The sequence below is a fragment of the Amycolatopsis sp. NPDC059235 genome, from assembly GCF_042754125.1.
In the GTDB taxonomy this organism is placed as follows: Bacteria; Actinomycetota; Actinomycetes; order Mycobacteriales; family Pseudonocardiaceae; genus Amycolatopsis; species Amycolatopsis albidoflava.
In genome coordinates this window covers 106,148-122,536 of the sequence record NZ_JBHZAG010000015.1, presented here as the reverse complement: position 1 = coordinate 122,536, position 16,389 = coordinate 106,148, and the positions used below count along the sequence as shown (strand labels likewise).

General features: G+C 69.6%; 14 protein-coding genes. 12 read left to right on the top strand and 2 right to left on the bottom strand.

The features are described from left to right. Window positions 1-39: 39 nt before the first annotated feature. The 3 genes from ACFXI3_RS13650 to ACFXI3_RS13640 are packed head-to-tail and all read left to right on the top strand — an operon-like array spanning window position 40 to window position 3,284. Complete coding sequence (locus ACFXI3_RS13650) at window positions 40-501, top strand: hypothetical protein (RefSeq protein ID WP_378399731.1); 462 nt, start codon at window positions 40-42, stop codon at window positions 499-501. A 27-nt stretch (window positions 502-528) separates the two neighbouring features. Beyond that, complete coding sequence (locus ACFXI3_RS13645) at window positions 529-846, top strand: hypothetical protein (RefSeq protein WP_344270285.1); 318 nt, start codon at window positions 529-531, stop codon at window positions 844-846. 2 nt (window positions 847-848) lie between these two features. After that, window positions 849-3,284 (top strand): hypothetical protein, encoded by a 2,436-nt coding sequence (locus ACFXI3_RS13640; RefSeq protein ID WP_378399730.1) that lies wholly within the window; start codon window positions 849-851, stop codon window positions 3,282-3,284. Here the strand turns inward: ACFXI3_RS13640 and ACFXI3_RS13635 are convergent, their stop codons facing one another. Beyond that, the gene (locus ACFXI3_RS13635) at window positions 3,285-4,121 is read right to left on the bottom strand and encodes an alpha/beta hydrolase (RefSeq protein WP_344270291.1); all 837 of its coding nucleotides are present in this window, start codon (window positions 4,119-4,121) and stop codon (window positions 3,285-3,287) included. 194 nt (window positions 4,122-4,315) lie between these two features. Here ACFXI3_RS13635 and glmS point away from each other — a divergent pair, with 194 nt between their 5' ends. The 9 genes from glmS (at window position 4,316) to ACFXI3_RS13590 (ending at window position 14,565) form a co-directional block, all read left to right on the top strand. Continuing rightward, window positions 4,316-6,178: a glutamine--fructose-6-phosphate transaminase (isomerizing) gene (gene glmS, locus ACFXI3_RS13630; RefSeq protein WP_344270294.1), complete on the top strand. Its 1,863-nt coding sequence runs from the start codon at window positions 4,316-4,318 to the stop codon at window positions 6,176-6,178. A gap of 17 nt (window positions 6,179-6,195) precedes the next feature. Further along, window positions 6,196-7,638, top strand: coding sequence for an NAD(P)H-hydrate dehydratase (locus ACFXI3_RS13625; protein ID WP_378399729.1), 1,443 nt, complete (start codon window positions 6,196-6,198; stop codon window positions 7,636-7,638). Window positions 7,639-7,688: 50 nt separating this feature from the next. Beyond that, complete coding sequence (locus ACFXI3_RS13620) at window positions 7,689-8,513, top strand: DeoR/GlpR family DNA-binding transcription regulator (RefSeq protein WP_378399728.1); 825 nt, start codon at window positions 7,689-7,691, stop codon at window positions 8,511-8,513. Then, the gene (gene xylB / locus ACFXI3_RS13615; RefSeq protein WP_378399727.1) at window positions 8,503-9,936 is read left to right on the top strand and encodes a xylulokinase; all 1,434 of its coding nucleotides are present in this window, start codon (window positions 8,503-8,505) and stop codon (window positions 9,934-9,936) included. Before ACFXI3_RS13620 ends, xylB begins: the two co-directional genes overlap by 11 nt. 3 nt (window positions 9,937-9,939) lie before the next feature. Further along, on the top strand, window positions 9,940-11,040 hold the full coding sequence (locus tag ACFXI3_RS13610; protein ID WP_344270304.1) for a sn-glycerol-3-phosphate ABC transporter ATP-binding protein UgpC: 1,101 nt from the start codon (window positions 9,940-9,942) through the stop codon (window positions 11,038-11,040). Window positions 11,041-11,069: 29 nt separating this feature from the next. Further along, complete coding sequence (gene alr, locus ACFXI3_RS13605; protein ID WP_378399726.1) at window positions 11,070-12,191, top strand: alanine racemase; 1,122 nt, start codon at window positions 11,070-11,072, stop codon at window positions 12,189-12,191. Then, entirely contained in the window at window positions 12,188-13,276 is a 1,089-nt protein-coding gene (locus tag ACFXI3_RS13600) for an alpha/beta hydrolase (RefSeq protein WP_344270310.1), read from the top strand. Before alr ends, ACFXI3_RS13600 begins: the two co-directional genes overlap by 4 nt. Further along, window positions 13,273-13,728 (top strand): tRNA (adenosine(37)-N6)-threonylcarbamoyltransferase complex ATPase subunit type 1 TsaE, encoded by a 456-nt coding sequence (tsaE, locus tag ACFXI3_RS13595; RefSeq protein ID WP_378399725.1) that lies wholly within the window; start codon window positions 13,273-13,275, stop codon window positions 13,726-13,728. The genes ACFXI3_RS13600 and tsaE overlap by 4 nt, the downstream gene beginning before the upstream one ends. Before the next feature lie 270 nt (window positions 13,729-13,998). Continuing rightward, the gene (locus tag ACFXI3_RS13590) at window positions 13,999-14,565 is read left to right on the top strand and encodes a hypothetical protein (RefSeq protein ID WP_378399724.1); all 567 of its coding nucleotides are present in this window, start codon (window positions 13,999-14,001) and stop codon (window positions 14,563-14,565) included. A gap of 117 nt (window positions 14,566-14,682) precedes the next feature. Here the strand turns inward: ACFXI3_RS13590 and ACFXI3_RS13585 are convergent, their stop codons facing one another. Next, window positions 14,683-16,083 carry an MFS transporter gene (locus ACFXI3_RS13585; RefSeq protein ID WP_378399723.1) on the bottom strand — a complete coding sequence of 467 codons (1,401 nt, stop codon included), beginning with the start codon at window positions 16,081-16,083 and terminating at the stop codon, window positions 14,683-14,685. Between the last annotated feature and the right edge of the window lie 306 nt (window positions 16,084-16,389).

The window sequence follows — 16,389 nt, the reverse complement described above, 5'->3', positions numbered from 1 at the left end:
AGGTACATTCCGCAATGCGGGATCAACCGGGGAGGGGCGATGTACGACCAGAGTGAGGTGCCTCCGCATTTCGCCAGAAGCCTGGCGGCAATGGAAGAGGTGCGCGCACAGTACAGCGCCGATCACGAGCGGGCGATCGCCGACGACGAGGCCAGGCAGGCCGCGTTCGCGAAGCTTCTCGAGGAACACCGCGCTCAGGACGCACAGTCGCAGGCCGACCGCGAGGCCGCGATCGCCGCTGCCGCCGCCGAGGGAACCGACGACGACCGGGCCGCGTCGGAAGAGGCAGAACGGACAGCCCAGCGGGTTGCCAAACAGGTTGCCGAGGATGACGCGACCGCCGCGATGTTCCGGGTCGAGGACGACGGCGAACCGGCCGCGCCGGCACCACCGGCGCCGGCCGCTCCGCCGGCGGCGTCTCCTCCGCCCGCTTCGGCGGCGCGGCACCGGGCATGGGAGGACGACGACTTCTCGGCCACCAACTGGATCGACGCAGAGTAGCCGCGGGCGCGAGGGGAGAGGGCGACGATGGCGAAATTCCACATTGAGCCGGACCAGGTCAAAAAGGTGGCGAACGACGTCTCGACGATGAGCACCTCGTTCAAGGAGATCAAGACTTACACCGCGCAGTCCCAGTTGGCGGCGGCGCATTTCGGCAAGATCCCCGGCTTGTCCGAGGCGGCGGGAGCCTACGTCGCGAAGATGCAGGCACTCGGCGATTCCGCCGCGAAAGGCAGTACTTTCCTCGGCGGTTTCGCGGAACGGCTCAACACCTCGGTGACCCTGCACAGCGAGAACGAGCAAGAGAACGCCTGGGGCGTCACGAACGCCGGCAAGGGAGCCTGACCGTGACTCCTCCGGCGGACCAGGGCACTGGTCGTCTCGGCGACACGATCATCGCCCCGCTGCAGCCTCCCGCGGACGTCCACCTCGACGACACGTCCGACAACATTCTCAAGCCGCTGGCCGGTTTCCGGGAAAAGATGACCGGGAAACTCGTGCAGCCGTACACGCGGTGGACGCAGCATCCGTCGCGGAACCTCGGGCTGCGGTTCGCCGCGCCGTACGGCCAGGGGGACGAAGAGAACCGGATGCTGAACGAACTCGGCGGGTTCGGATTCGGCTACCTCTGGGGCGCGCAGGGACGCGCGGCGAACCTGGGCAAGGCGGCGAAAGCCGCGCAGGACGACACCGCTCAGGTCAAGCAGGGCCTCACCGCTGCTTGGCAGGGCAAGGCCGCCGATTCGGCCGCCGAAAAGCTGGACGATTTCAGCAAGGCTTCCGGCGAATACCTCGGCACGGTCAACGGTTTCAGTCAGCTGCTTCATCAGTTGTGGCAGACGGTCCGCAAGCCGATCCTGGATTTGGGACAGGTGCCCGAAAACGGCGGACAGGCGCCCAAGAAGTTCCTGGACGCGCACAAGCCCGAGGACACCGACGGGCTGCTGATGTTCATGGACCGGCTCGACGAAGCGATCAAATGGGGCCGGGACAACGGCCACGGCATCGAACTCTCCAGCCTTTGGGGCAATGCGCGGTCCGGCTCGGAGGTCGCGCGGAGTCAGGAGTACGGGACCGGACCTATTGCGCCCCAGGACATTCGCGGCATGTCCGTCGACCTGGACACCGATTACAACTCCAAGTGGTCCGACATGTTCTGCCGTCAGATGGACGAGTACTGCCAGCAGTACTCGGACGCGATGGACGCTTACCGGCAGTACATCCGCAACGCGCACACCGCGGCGACGAACGGGCTGCGCGCGTTCTCCGACGGCCTGAACGTGCCGACAGATCCGTTCGGCCGTCTGCAACTCGGCGCCGACAGCGGCAGCGGCGGGCACGACAAGGGCTCGTCCGGCCGGAACGACGGCGGCGGCGGAGACAGCAAGCCGCCGTCCAGCGGTGGCGGTGGCGACACGAAGCCGCAGCAGGCCACGGTTCCTCCGCAGGTCGGTCCGACCCCGGCGCCGCCGCAGACGCCGCCCGCGCAGCCGGATCCGAACCAGAATCCGGTTACGCACAAGCCGCTCGAGGTGGATCCGTCCACCGGGCAGCCGTATCCGATCGACCCGCGCACCGGGGAAGCGGTCAAGACCGAGCACGAAGCGCCGGACACCGTGACGGTCCAGCACGGCGAGCACAAGATCACCATGTCGGAGCCGGACGACCACGGGAAGATGGCGGTCTCGATCGGCGACGGGACCGGGCACGACAAGGCGTACCAGCTCGATTTCGGCGACCAGGCCGACAAAGCTGACAAGGCCCCCGGAACGGGCGCTGGCGCGGCGCAAGGAGACCCGGCCGCTCGTCCGCACGACGGTTCGGCACAGCCCGCGCACGACGGCCAGGACACCGCGGCGAAGCCGCACGACGCTCCCGGCGGCCCGATCCACAAGCAGCCGGACGGCACTGCGCCGACGACGGACCCGAACCAGGTGCACCGCCCTGGCCCGGACGGGAAGATCCACATCGAGGACGGCAACCTCAAGATCACGGCGGAGCGCCCGAGCGGGCCGGACGGTCCGACCGTGGTGACGGTGGACGACGGATCCGGCGAGCCGACGAAATACACCCTCGACGACCACGGAAAGATCGACCCGGCCACCGGTCGGCCGGCCGACGGGTTGACGGCTCAGCAGCACGGCGGCGGTGCCGGGAGCCCGGCAGCGCCTGCCGGCGAACTGCCCGCGGAGCACCTTCGCGAAGGCCGGCAGGTCGTGGCGGACGCTGGCGTGGCCGCTGCCGGACATGGCGAGCCCGTGAGCGCGCAAGCTGCCGCGACGCAGGACCACTCGGCGACCGGGCAGGCAGCGGCCGCCGACGGGCATGAGCAACCCGCTGGAGAGCAAACGGGTCGCCAGCACGCCCAGCCGGTCGCCGCGGAGGCGGACGCGACCCCGGCACACGGCATCCCCGCGCAGAACGGCCCGGACGACTCAACCACGGCGCAGTCCGTGCTGGACCCGTTCAGCAGTGACCCCGGGCTGGGCCACGTCGCCGCTGACCCGGGCCTCGGGGATTCGGCGGTTCCGGCCGGATGGCAGCAGGACGAACCAGCGCACCCGTCCGAACTCGGCACCGCGCCGACCACCACCGATCAGCAGCACGGCCAGCAGATGGGCATGATGGGCAGCCCGATGATGGGCGGCGGCGGACAAAACAACTCCGGTGACCAGGAACGCGGCACCAGCGGCTACCGGGTCGACGGCGGACTGTTCGGCACCGCGCCGGGCGGCAGCCGGATCAGCGGATCGCTCTCCGAGGAGGACGAAGGGCGGCGCTGATCAGGCAGCCGGTTCCTCGTCCTCCGGAACCTCGATCGGCGCGCGCTTCACATCCGCGTCCAGCAGCGGCAGGTATTTGTCCGTACCCGTCAAATGCGTGAGAAAGAATGCCGTGAACAGCGCCTTCGTCAGCTGCTGAGTCGCCCGCTGCGGCTTGCCCTGCAGCAGCAACTGGCTCCAGTGCCGACCCTCTGTCACCGCCAGGTGCGAAGACTTCGCCAGCGTCCGCAGCTGCACCGGGCCGCCCCACGCCTGGGCGATGGCGTCCGCGTGGCCGACCGCCGGGGCCACCAGGTCGCCGTCCACCGCCAGGTGCAGGCCGGGGGCGCTGATTACCTTCGCGGCGTCCGTCGCGGGCGGGAACGTCTGTGCTGCGGCCACTGTCGCCACCGCGCGGACCTTAGGGCGGGCCTCGTCGCCCGCGCCGGCGGACTGGGCGGCTGCCAGCACCGCTGAACCGCCGCCGGTGGAGTGGCCGGCCAGGCCCAGTTTCCGCGGGTCGACGCTGATGCCGTCCGGGCCGAGGCGGACCGTGGTGATGACGTCGAGCGTCGTCAGCAGGTCGCCGGCCAGCAGGCGGTGCGACGGGAGCGGGCCGAGCTGGGTCGCGGGGGCCGCGGCGACTACGCCCCAGCTCGCGAGGTGGTGGAGCAACTGCCGGTAGCGGGTGGCCGGCTGCATCCAGCCGTGCCCGAACGCGATGGCGGGCAGGCCAAGGCCTTGGCGCGGGGTGAACACGACGCCGGGCAGTCCGACCAGGGCGAGGTTGCCGCGCAAAACCTCGTGGGGTCCCGGGTGGGACAGCTCCGTGAGCAGCTGCTTGGGCTTGCTGGCCATGCGCGTGACCTTACTGCCCGTGCCCCGCACCGGCCCGGTGCGCCACCCCGATCGGTTTAGGGGTCCGCCGCCACAGTGCGCGAAGACCCGGTCAACGATTGTCCGGGAGGTCGCTCGCCCAGCTCAGCGGCACTGAAAACCCCGCTCTAGGGACCGGAGTAGGGGACTGGACTTGTCTCGTTACGCTAGTTCGCGTGTGTGGAATCGTGGGATACGTCGGACACCGCCCGGCTCTGGACGTCGTGCTCGGTGGGCTCCGCCGCATGGAATACCGGGGCTACGACTCGGCTGGCGTGGCGGTGCTGGACGGCGCCGGCGCGCTGACAGTCGAGCGCAAGGCCGGCCGTCTGGCCAATCTGGAAGCCCGGCTCGACGAGGTCGGCCGCGACGCGTTCGCGGGCACCGCGGGCATGGGGCACACCCGTTGGGCCACGCACGGGGCCCCGATCGACCGCAACTCGCATCCGCACCGGGACACCACCGGTCGCGTCGCGGTGGTGCACAACGGGATCATCGAGAACTTCGCCGCGTTGCGCGCCGAGCTCGAGGCCGCGGGCATCGAGATGGCCAGCGACACCGACACTGAGACCGCCGCGCACCTGGTTTCCCTCGCCTACTCCGAGGGCGACACCAAGGGCGACCTGCCGGCCAGCGTCGCCGCGGTGTGCCGCCGGCTGGAGGGCGCGTTCACGCTCGTCGTGACGCACGCGGACGAGCCGGACACGATCGTCGCCGCGCGCCGGTCGTCGCCGCTGGTGGTCGGGGTCGGCGAGGGCGAGCACTTCGTCGCTTCCGACGTCGCCGCGTTCATCGAGCACACCCGCGAGGCCGTCGAGCTGGGCCAGGACCAGCTGGTCGTCATCACCCGCGACGGCTACGAGGTCACCGACTTCCACGGCGACGCCGCGCAGGCCAAGCCGTTCACCGTCGACTGGGACCTGTCGGCCGCCGAGAAGGGCGGCCACGAGTACTTCATGCTCAAGGAGATCGAGGAGCAGCCGGAGGCGCTGGCGAACACGCTGCGCGGGCACTTCGAGGCTGGCCGGATCATCCTCGACGAGCAGCGCATCTCGGATCAGGACCTGCGCGACGTCGACAAGGTTTTCGTCATCGCCTGCGGTTCGGCGTATCACTCCGGCCTCGTCGCGAAGTACGCCATCGAGCACTGGTGCCGGCTGCCGGTCGAGGTGGAGCTGGCCTCGGAGTTCCGCTACCGCGACCCGGTTCTCGACCGCGACACGCTCGTCGTCGCCGTCTCCCAGTCCGGCGAGACCGCGGACACCCTCGAGGCCGTGCGGCACGCGCGCGAGCAGAAGGCGCGCGTCCTGGCGGTCTGCAACACCAACGGCGCGCAGATCCCGCGCGAGTCCGACGCGGTGCTGTACACGCACGCCGGGCCGGAGATCGGGGTCGCGTCGACCAAGGCGTTCCTCGCGCAGATCGCCGCGAACTACCTCGTCGGCCTCGCGCTGGCGCAGGCGCGCGGCACGAAGTACCCGGACGAGGTCGCCCGCGAGTTCGCCGAGCTGGAAGCCATGCCCGCCGCGGTGCAGAAGGTGCTGTCCACTGTGGAGCAGACGCGCGAGATCGCGCGGCGGATCTCCGACTCGCGCGCGGTGCTGTTCCTCGGCCGCCACGTCGGGTTCCCGGTGGCGCTGGAAGGCGCACTGAAGCTGAAGGAACTCGCGTACATGCACGCCGAGGGTTTCGCGGCGGGCGAGCTGAAGCACGGTCCGATCGCGCTGATCGAAGAGGGCCTGCCGGTCGTCGTCGTGATGCCGTCGCCGAAGGGCCGCGCGGTGCTGCACTCGAAGCTGGTGTCGAACATCAGCGAGATCCAGGCGCGGGGCGCGCGCACGATCGTGATCGCCGAGGAGGGCGACGAGACCGTGCGCCCGTTCGCCGACGAGCTCATCGAGGTGCCCGCGGTGCCGACGCTGCTGCAGCCGCTGGTGTCCACCGTTCCGCTGCAGGTGCTGGCCGCGGAGATCGCCAGTTCGCGCGGGTACGACATCGACAAGCCGCGTAACCTGGCGAAGTCCGTCACCGTCGAGTAAGACCGGAGGCCGTCGCCGTGCAAGGAATCTGGACTACAGAACGGATTCGCGCGGCGGAGGACCTGCTGCTCGCGCGCACGCCGGACGGCGAGCTGATGCGCCGGGCCTCCTTCGGCCTCGCCGCCGAGGTGGCCGGGTTGCTGGCCGAGGACACCGGCGGCGTCGCCGGGCGACGGGTCGTGCTGCTGGTCGGCTCGGGCAACAACGGCGGCGATGCCTTGTGGGCCGGCGCTTTCCTGCGTCGGCGCGGGGTCGCGGTGGCCGCGGTACTGCTGAAGCCGGAGAAGGCGCATCCGGCCGGATTGGCCGCGCTGCGCCGATCTGGCGGACGCGTGATGTCCATTGCAGACAGTCCACAGTGGATCAAGCGGGCGGACGTCGTCGTGGACGGCATCGTCGGCATTTCCGCCCGAGGCCCGCTGCGTCCCGACGCGGCCGAGCTGGTCGCGCAGATCGAAGCGCCGGTAGTAGCGGTGGATTTGCCAAGCGGCGTTGACCCGGACACCGGCGCGGTCGACGGTCCGCACGTCACCGCCGCGCGCACGGTGACGTTCGGCGCGCTGAAGCCCGTGCACGTGCTGGCCCCAGAGGAATGCGGCGAAGTCGTGCTGGTGGACATCGGCCTGCGGCCCTGGCTGGACGAGCCGGATCTGCAGCGCCTGGACCTCGCCGACGTCGCCGAGGCGTGGCCGATTCCCGGCCCGGAGGACGACAAGTACACCCAAGGCGTCGTCGGCATCGCGGCCGGATCGGCGACGTACCCAGGCGCGGCGGTGCTCGCGTCCGGCTCGGCGGTCCGCGCGACGGCGGGCATGGTCCGCTACGCCGGACACGCGGCGGACGTCGTGCGCTCTCGCTGGCCGGAGATCGTCGCGACCGGCTCGGTCACCGACGCGGGAAGGGTGCAGGCGTGGGTGGTCGGCCCGGGCATCGGCACCGGCGGGGAAGGCCGGGAAATCCTGCGGCACATCCTCGGCCAGGGCGTCCCGGTGTGCGCGGACGCCGACGCCACCACGCTCATCGCGCACAGCCCCGAAGTCCTCGACGCCCGCGACCCGGACACTCCGCTCGTGCTCACCCCGCACGCCGGCGAGTACGAACGCCTGATGGGCCGCCGCCCCGGCGCGGATCGAGTCGCGGCCGCGCGGGAGGCGGCGAAGAAGTACGACGCCGTCGTGCTGCTGAAAGGCCACTGCACGGTCGTCGCCGCTCCGGACGGCCGCGTCGCCGTGAACACCCCGCGCGGTTCGTGGCTGGCGACCGCTGGCTCCGGTGATGTGCTGACTGGCCTGGTCGGCTCTCTGCTGGCCGCGCGGCTCGACCCATGGCTGGCCGCCGCTGCTGCTGCGCAGGTGCATTCGCTGGCAGGCGCGCTTGCCGCGGAGGAGGTGCCGACGTCGGCGTCCGGTCTGGTCGATGCCATCCCGGCGGCGCTCCGATTGGTCCGCGCGAACGCATAGTTATCGAGTTACGTGTTAACTCGTCTCGCGATATCTGGTAAGAACAAGATGTGAGTCGAGACACGCCAGGACGGCCGAAGACGCGCCCGTCCGACGCCGCGGTGGAGCAGCGGCGCCACGAGATCCTCGACTACGTCATTGACCAGGGCGAAGTCCGGATCGACGACCTCACCGCCCGGTTCGGCGTCAGCCTCATGACGATGCACCGCGACCTCGACGACCTCGCCGACAAGCGGCTGCTGCGGAAGCTGCGCGGCAAGGTCGAGGCGTATCCGGCGCTCACCATGGAGACCGCCAGCCGGTTCACGTTGCACTCGGCCGAGAAGGAAGCCCTCGCCGACCTTGCGATTCAGCAGGTCGAGCCCGGCCAGACCGTGTTCGTGGACGACTCCACCACGCTGTTCCCGCTGGTCGAGCGGCTGGCCCAGCTCGAACGTCTCACCGTGATCACCAACTCGCTGCAGGCCGCGCGGCTGCTGGGCGCCGGCGTCGACGTGGTCCTGGCCGGCGGGCATTACGACCCCGAGTACGACTCCTGCTCCGGCCCCGACGTGCTCGCGCTGCTTGAGCGCATTCGCGTGGACATCGCGTTCGTCTCGGTGAGCGCGGTCGCGGTGGGCAGGCTGTTCCACCCGGTCCGCGACTACGCCGAGCTGAAGAAGGCCGTGCTGCGCGCCGCGAACCGCAACGTGCTGGTGCTCGACCATTCGAAGTTCGGCCGCACCGCGACGTACGCGCACGGCACCGTCGGCGATTACGACCTCCTGATCACCAGCGAAGCCACTCCGACCGAGGAGATCGAGGCCGCGCTGAACGAGGGAACGGCGGTCGAGGCCGCGGAGTACGTCGAGGAGGGGCAGCCCTATGACAGCTGAGCTGGTGGCCGGGGTCGATTCGTCGACGCAGTCGACCAAGGTCGTGGTCTGCGACGCGCGCACGGGCGAGATCGTGCGCACCGGTCGCGCGCCGCACCCGGACGGCACCGAGGTCGACCCCGCAGCGTGGGCGCAAGCGTTTGCGGACGCCACTCGCGACGTCCTCGACGGGGTGAAGGCCATCGGCGTCGGCGGTCAGCAGCACGGCATGGTCACGCTCGACGAGGCGGGCGAGGTAGTCCGTCCGGCGTTGCTGTGGAACGACACCCGCTCCGCGCAGGCGGCGAAAGACCTGACCGAGGAGCTGGGCGGACCCGGCGTGTGGGCGAAGTCGGTCGGGCTGGTCCCGGTCGCCAGCTTCACCGTCACCAAGCTTCGCTGGCTCGCCGAGCACGAGCCGGAGAACGCCGACCGCGTCGCCCGCGTCCTGTTGCCGCACGACTGGCTCACCTGGCGGCTGCTCGGCCGTCCGGAAACCGCGGTGACCGATCGCGGCGACGCCTCCGGCACCGGCTATTTCTCGCCGACAGACAACACTTATCGCCCGGACGTCCTCGCCCACGCGTTCGGCGGCCGCACCCCGGATCTGCCCACGGTGCTCGGTCCCTCCGACGTCGCCGGGCACACCAGCGACGGCATGCTCGTCTCCGCGGGCACCGGCGACAACATGGCCGCCGCGCTCGCTCTCGGGCTGGCTCCGGGCGACGCGGTGATCTCGATCGGCACCAGCGGCACGGTTTTCGGCATCACCGAGACCGGCGCGGCCGACGCGAGCGGCCTGGTCGCCGGATTCGCCGACGCCACCGGCCGCTTCCTCCCGCTGACCGCCGCCCTCAACGCCGCCCGGGTGCTCACCGCGGGCGCGGCGATGCTCGGCGTCGACCTGGCCGAGTTCGACCGGCTCGCGCTGGCCGCCGAACCGGGCGCGGGCGGGCTCACGCTGCTGCCGTACCTCGACGGCGAGCGCACCCCGAACCTGCCCGGCGCGACCGGTTCGCTGCACGGTCTGACCAGGGCGAACATGACACCGGAGAACGTCGCGCGCGCGACCGTCGAGGGCATGGTCTGCGGGTTGGCCGCCGGGCTCGACGCGGTGCGCGCGCAGGGCATGGCCGTGCAGCGCGTGCTGCTGATCGGCGGCGGCGCGCAGTCCGCCGCGGTGCGGGCGATCGCGCCGATCGTGCTCGGCCTGCCCGTGGTGATTCCCGAGGTCGGCGAGTACGTCGCGCAGGGCGCCGCTCGACAGGCCGCCTGGGCGCTCTCCGGTGCCGCCGAACCGCCTGTGTGGCACGGGACCGAAAGCCAGCTCGTCCTGGACGAGCCGACCGGGGCGCTGCGCGCCGCCGGCATCGAGATCCAGCAACGCCACCTCGAGGCGCGCGAGGCCGCGCACGGGGTTTCCGCGAAATTGGGAGAGGACTGACCGATGGCCAGCATCACCTACGACAAGGCGACCCGGCGCTACTCCGGGACCGAGCGTCCCGCCGTCGACGCGCTGGACCTGGAAATCGCCGACGGCGAGTTCCTCGTGCTGGTCGGGCCGTCGGGTTCGGGCAAGTCCACCGCGCTGCGGATGCTCGCGGGCCTGGAGGACATCGACGAGGGCGCGGTCTGGATCGGCGACCGCGACGTCACGCAGCTGCCGCCGCGTTCGCGCGACATCGCGATGGTGTTCCAGAACTACGCGCTGTACCCGCACATGACGGTCGCGCAGAACATGGGCTTCGCGCTGAAGATCGCCGGGCGGCCGGCGTCGGAGATCAAGCAGAAGGTGCTCGACGCGGCGAAGCTGCTGGACATCGAGCAGTACCTGGACCGCAAGCCGAAGGCGCTGTCGGGCGGTCAGCGCCAGCGCGTCGCGATGGGCCGCGCCATCGTGCGTGAGCCGCAGGTGTTCCTCATGGACGAGCCGCTGTCGAACCTCGACGCGAAGCTGCGCGTCTCGACCCGTACGCAGATCGCCGCGCTGCAGCGTCGGCTCGGCGTCACCACCGTGTACGTGACCCACGACCAGGTCGAGGCCATGACGATGGGTGACCGCGTCGCGGTGCTGTCGGACGGCCTGCTGCAGCAGTGCGACACCCCGCGCGCGCTGTACGACCGGCCCGCAAACGTTTTCGTCGCGGGCTTTATCGGCTCCCCGGCGATGAACCTGGTCGCCGCGAAGCTCACTGCGGACGGCGCCGAGGTCGGTGGCGTGCAGGTGCCGCTCAAGCCCGAGGTCCGGTCCGCGGCCGACGGCGACACGGTCACCATCGGTTTCCGTCCGGAGTCGCTGGAAGCCACCACCGACACCGACGGCACGCTGCCGATCAAGGTCGAACTGGTCGAGGAGCTGGGCTCGGACGCATACGTCTACGGCAAGCTCGGTGCCGGCGTCGAGGAGTCCACGGAGGGTGCGTCACGCAACGTGGTCGCGCGCGTCGACCCGCGTACGCCGCCGCGCATGGGCGACACCCTGCACCTGCGGATCCGTCCGGACGAGCTGCACGTCTTCTCCGGGACTTCCGGGCAGCGTCTCTCCTGAGCCGATGGCGTGGGAAACTGGCAGTCGTTATGACTGCCAGTTCTCCGCACGCCGAGACCGTGGTCGATCTCGGCGCTGTGCGCCACAACGTTTCCTTGCTGGCCGACCGGGCACCCGGTGCGGCCGTGATGTGCGTGGTCAAAGCCGACGCGTACGGCCATGGCGCGGTGCCCGTCGGCCGCGCCGCCGTCGAAGCCGGGGCCACCTGGCTCGGCACCTGCTCGCTGCAGGAGGCCCTCGACCTGCGGGCCGCCGGGCTGTCGGTGCGGCTGTTCAGCTGGCTGGACGTGCCGGAGCTGGATTTCGCGCCCGGCATCGAGGCGGACATCGACCTCGGCGTCAGCTCCCTCGGCGAGCTGGCCCGGGTCGACGCCGCCGCGGAGCTCGCCGGAAAGCGCGCCCGCGTGCACCTCAAAATCGACACCGGCCTGTCGCGCAACGGCTGCCCGCCCGCCGACTGGCCCGCGCTGGTCGAGGCGGCGGCCAAGGCCCGCGGCGTCGAGGTGGTGGCCGTCTGGTCGCACCTGGCCTGCGCCGACGAGCTGGGCCACGCGTCGATCGACGCGCAGGCGAAGCTGTTCTCCGAGGCCTACGACGCCGCCCGCGCCGCCGGGCTCGACCCGTTCCGGCACCTGGCCAACTCCGCGGCCACGCTCACCCGGCCCGACCTGCACTTCGAGCTGGTCCGCCCGGGCATCGCGATGTACGGCCTCAACCCGGTGCCCACCGACGACGACCTCCGCCCGGCGATGACGTTCCGCTCCAGCGTGGTCCTCACGAAGCCCTTGGCCGCCGGCGAATCCGTCTCCTACGGCCACACCTGGACCGCGGGGGAGGACACCACGCTCGCGCTCGTGCCCGCCGGGTACGCCGACGGGGTGCCGCGCACGCTGTCCGGCCGGATGGACGTCTGGCTGGGCGGGCGACGGCGTCCGGTGGTCGGGCGGGTCTGCATGGACCAGCTCGTGGTGAACGTCGGCAACGAGGACGTGCCTCGCGTCGGGGACGAGGTCGTGCTGTTCGGGTCGGGTAGCTCCGGCGAGCCGACCGCGCGCGAATGGGCGGACAAGCTCGGCACTATCGACTACGAGATCGTCACCTCGATGTACCGGCCGCGTGTACAGCGCCGGTACGTGGGGGAGCGGGCGTGACTCCTTCGGCGCGGCTGTGGGCGATCGTCGGCGGAGTCGGAGCGGTGGTGACGGGCGCGGCGGCGGCAGTTGTCGCGACGCAGCAACGCAAACCGACCGAAGACCCCTTCGCCGACGAGCCGCTAGGCGAGCTGAAGCCAGACCGTACGTCCACTGTCGCGGCCGAAGACGGTACGCCGCTGTCGGTCGAGGAGATCGACCCTGAGGACTGCGAGAAACCGGAGCTGACTCTCGTCGGCGTACACGGCTTCGCGCTTTCGCGGCGCTCGTGGCACTTCCAGCGCCGCGACGTCGCTTCGCTGCGTCTGCCGCGCGTACGGCAGGTCTACTACGACCATCGCGGCCACGGTCTGTCCGGAGAGGCTTCGACCGAGACGTCGACCATCGAGCAGCTCGCGCACGACCTCGACAGCGTGCTGCGCGCGATGGTGCCCGAGGGACCGATTGTCCTCATGGGACATTCCATGGGCGGCATGGTGATCATGGAGCTGGCCGCGCAACGGCCAGACCTCTTCGAGGACCGCGTCTGCGGCGTCGCCTTCATCGCGACCGCGGCGGGCGAAGTCGGTGCACGCGGGTTGCCGAGACCGTTGTTGTCCAAGTACAACCCGCTCACGCGCGGCGTCGGTGAGCTGGCTGGGTGGCAACCCGGGTTGGTGGAGTTCGTGCGCGCAGCGGGCGGTCAGCTGACCCGCCAGGCAGTGCGACGGCTCGCGTTCGGCAGCCGCGACGTCTCGCCGCGCCTGGTCGACTTCATGCTGGAAATGCTGGCTGTCACGCCGGTGCGCGGGCTGCTCAACTTCGTCGACACTCTCGGCAGCCACAATCGCTACGCTGTGCTGGCCGGGCTGAAACACGCACAGGTGCTGGTCATCGGCGGCGACTCGGACCGTTTCACGCCGTACGCGCACGCCGAGCGGATCGCCGCCGAGCTGCCGGACGCCGAGCTGGTGCGGGTGCGCGGGGCCGGGCACATGGTGCAGCTCGAACAGCCCGAGCTGGTGAACAGCCATCTCATCGACCTGCTGCAGCGCTGTGGTGGCAGCGCCGCGCCGAACCGGCGAAACTGGTGGTGGACAAGGTGATTCTGGAAACCCCCGAGGACACGATGGCCTTCGGGCGGACGCTGGGCGCGGCTTTGCGCGCGGGCGACCTGGTGCTGCTGGACGGTCCGCTCGGGGCCGGGAAGACGACGCTGACCCGCGGCATCGCGGACGGCCTCGGCGTCGGCGGCCGGGTCAGTTCGCCGACGTTCGTGCTGGCGCGAGTGCACGCCGCGGGCGCGGCCGGGGTCCCGCTGATCCACGTGGACGCCTACCGGCTCGGCGGCGATCTATCCCAACTGGACGACCTCGACCTGGACACCGACCTGGAGTCGTCCGCGGTGGTCGTCGAATGGGGCGAGGGCAGCGCGGAACGGCTGTCGGAGGACCACCTGGTGGTCCGGCTGACCCGTCACGACGACGACACCCGGACTGTCGTGCTGGAACCGCACGGCTCCTGGACCAGCCGGGTCGACGAGGTCTTGGCTGCTTGACCGCGCACTGCTGCCGCAGTGACGGCTGTGCTGTGTTACGAGCAGGTTGGCTTGTCTTCGATCGTGCTTGGTGATCCTCAGGGTGCCAGCGGGCCGGGGGGAAGTCGTAGGCGGCGAGAGCGGGTGCGCCAGCGGCGCGGACCGGACTGGGGCCTGGACAAGACGTGATGCGTAGGGCTTTGTAGCGGGAGCGGAAAGCCCTTCTAGGTTCGCCAGATAGAGCGACCGGTGCCTCGAAACATAGCGGCCAAGAATCGCGATACTTCCACCATGGATGGTGCCAACCTTATTATTCCGGTCCTCACTGGAAGCTTCGCGTTTGTCGGAGTTCTTGTGGCGCAACTGGTGATCGTATGGATGCAGCGAAGCAAGGTGCTCGCTGAGGACATGCGCAGGTGGCACAGTGAGCGGAGATCTCTCTACGCGCAGTTCATGGCTCACGCGCGTGAAATAGACGATAAGATCTCCGATGCAGCCAACGAAGACGACCCTCGTGAACTGCCCAATATTCATGACCGGAATAGTTATCGGCTGGGAGCGATCGAGGACGAGATAATGTTGATTGCACCCCACTCAGTTGTTGTAGCGGCCAGGAAACTTAGTGTAGTGCTGTTAGATCGAACGATCACTGCATGGCAGTTGGCTGGAGATGACTGCCTTGGAGACTTGGCGGTCGATGAAAATAATGCAGAAGAGCTTGCTTATCAAAGTGCTTTGCGGGTCGCGACCACGGATTTCATCGAAACTGCCCGGCAAGACTTGATAAATCCTCTGAAAATAAGGTCCGTCAAGAGAAGGATCTTCGCCAGCCGCGAGGAAATCGCAAGGTGGATATAGGCGATATCTCGGCGAGAGTCTGGGGGCGGACAGAGCTGCGCGCCCTGAGCGACGCAATGGCAAAGGGCTCGCCCGGGAACTCCTGGACGAGCCCTTTGCCGTCTGCGAGGAGCTGGCCTACCGCGCTCCGGCTTCCTCGCTGGCGGACAGCGACGGAGCCGAGCCAGGCAACGGCTTCCGCGCCGTCTCCTTCAGCTTCAGCAGCGTGATCACCCCGACCACCCCGGCGATCATCAGGTAATACCCAGGCCACTTGAGATCCCCGGTGGCCAGCACCAGCGCGCTCATCACCAGCGACACCGTCCCGGCGAACGCCGACACGAAGATGTTGAACGAAATCGACAACCCGCCGTACCGGACCTCGGTCGGGAACAGCGCGGGCAGCGTGGACGGGCAGGTCGAGGAGAAGCAGATCAGCAGCAGTCCCATCAGGACCAGGCCGAGCAGCACCGAGATCAGCGACCCGCTCTTGAGCAGCAGCACCATCGGCAGCCCGAGCACGATCAGCCCGCCCGCGCCGACCCACAGGATCGGCTTGCGGCCGTAGCGGTCGCTGAGCTTGCCGAGGAACGGGATCAGCAGCACGCCCAGCCACAGCACGCCGATCTGCAGCCATTCCGCCGCGGTGGCCGAGATGGCCTGTCCGCCGTTCGCGGACATCGTGCGGTCGTCCTTGAGGTAGGTCGGCATGTAGCTGGTGAGCATGTAGTTGGTGACGTTCCAGGTCACCACGAGCCCGCCGGCCAGCAGCATCGTCGGCCAGTACTTCGCGAAGATCGTGCGGACCACGTGCTTGGCCTCGGCGTCCTCGCGCTTGCCCGACTCGTCGAGCAGCTGCTGGAACGCGGGCGTCTCCTCGAGCTTCGTCCGCAGGTAAACCCCGACGATGCCGAGCGGCAGCGCCACCATGAACGGGATCCGCCAGCCCCAGGTGTCCATAAAGGCCGGCGTCGACACCAGCGGCAGCACCGACGAGACGGTCGCGCCCAGCGCGTACCCGATGAAGGTGCCGAACTCCAGGAAGCTGCCGAAGTAGCCGCGGCGGCGGTCCGGGCTGTACTCGGCGATGAAGGTCATCGCGCCCGCGTACTCGCCGCCGGTGGAGAAGCCCTGCAGGACCCGCGCGCACACCAGCAGGATCGGCGCGGCCAGCCCGATCGAGGAGTACGACGGGATCAGTCCGATGAGGAAGGTGCCGGTCGCCATCAGGATCACCGTCACCGCGAGCACCTTGGTCCGGCCGATCTTGTCGCCGAGCGGACCGAAGAACAGGCCGCCGAGCGGACGCACCAGGAACGCCACCGCGAAGGTCGCGAACGTCGCGAGCTGGGCCAGCGCGGGATTGCCGGGCGGGAAGAACTGTGCCTCGATGGTGGTGGAGAGGTAGCCGTAGACCCCGAAATCGAACCACTCGGTGATGTTGCCGACCGCGGCCGCGCCGACTGCCCGGCGCATCGTCGCGTCGTCCGTGACCGTGGCGCCGCCCGACGGCCCCCTCCCGTCTGCTGCCTCTGTCACATCGCTCCTTTCGCGTTTTCCAGGACTCACTGCGCAGAGCCCCCGACATCACCTACCGCGAGCGATCCAAAGCGTAACGTGATACGTCTCACTCCCGCACGGGGGTAGCGCAGGTAACGCGTAGCGGGGACCATGCGTTATAGCAGGTAGATACCTGTTAAACCCCATCAACTCGCACACGTCGGCCAGCGGATCACCCGGATTCGCCGACGGCATCGGCGTGCGCACCCCGTGAGGAGGAGCCGCAATGACGGCAGTATTCGTGGCCATCGCAAGCTGTGCAACCGCGGGAGTCGCTGTCGCGGC

Coding starts and splice junctions, on each gene's coding strand:
- ACFXI3_RS13650 (WP_378399731.1), top strand. CDS start 40: ATGTACGACCAGAGTGAGGTGCCTCCGCATTTCGCCAGAAGCCTGGCG.
- ACFXI3_RS13645 (WP_344270285.1), top strand. CDS start 529: ATGGCGAAATTCCACATTGAGCCGGACCAGGTCAAAAAGGTGGCGAAC.
- ACFXI3_RS13635 (WP_344270291.1), bottom strand. CDS start 4,121: ATGGCCAGCAAGCCCAAGCAGCTGCTCACGGAGCTGTCCCACCCGGGA.
- xylB (WP_378399727.1), top strand. CDS start 8,503: ATGACAGCTGAGCTGGTGGCCGGGGTCGATTCGTCGACGCAGTCGACC.
- ACFXI3_RS13610 (WP_344270304.1), top strand. CDS start 9,940: ATGGCCAGCATCACCTACGACAAGGCGACCCGGCGCTACTCCGGGACC.
- alr (WP_378399726.1), top strand. CDS start 11,070: ATGACTGCCAGTTCTCCGCACGCCGAGACCGTGGTCGATCTCGGCGCT.
- ACFXI3_RS13590 (WP_378399724.1), top strand. CDS start 13,999: ATGGATGGTGCCAACCTTATTATTCCGGTCCTCACTGGAAGCTTCGCG.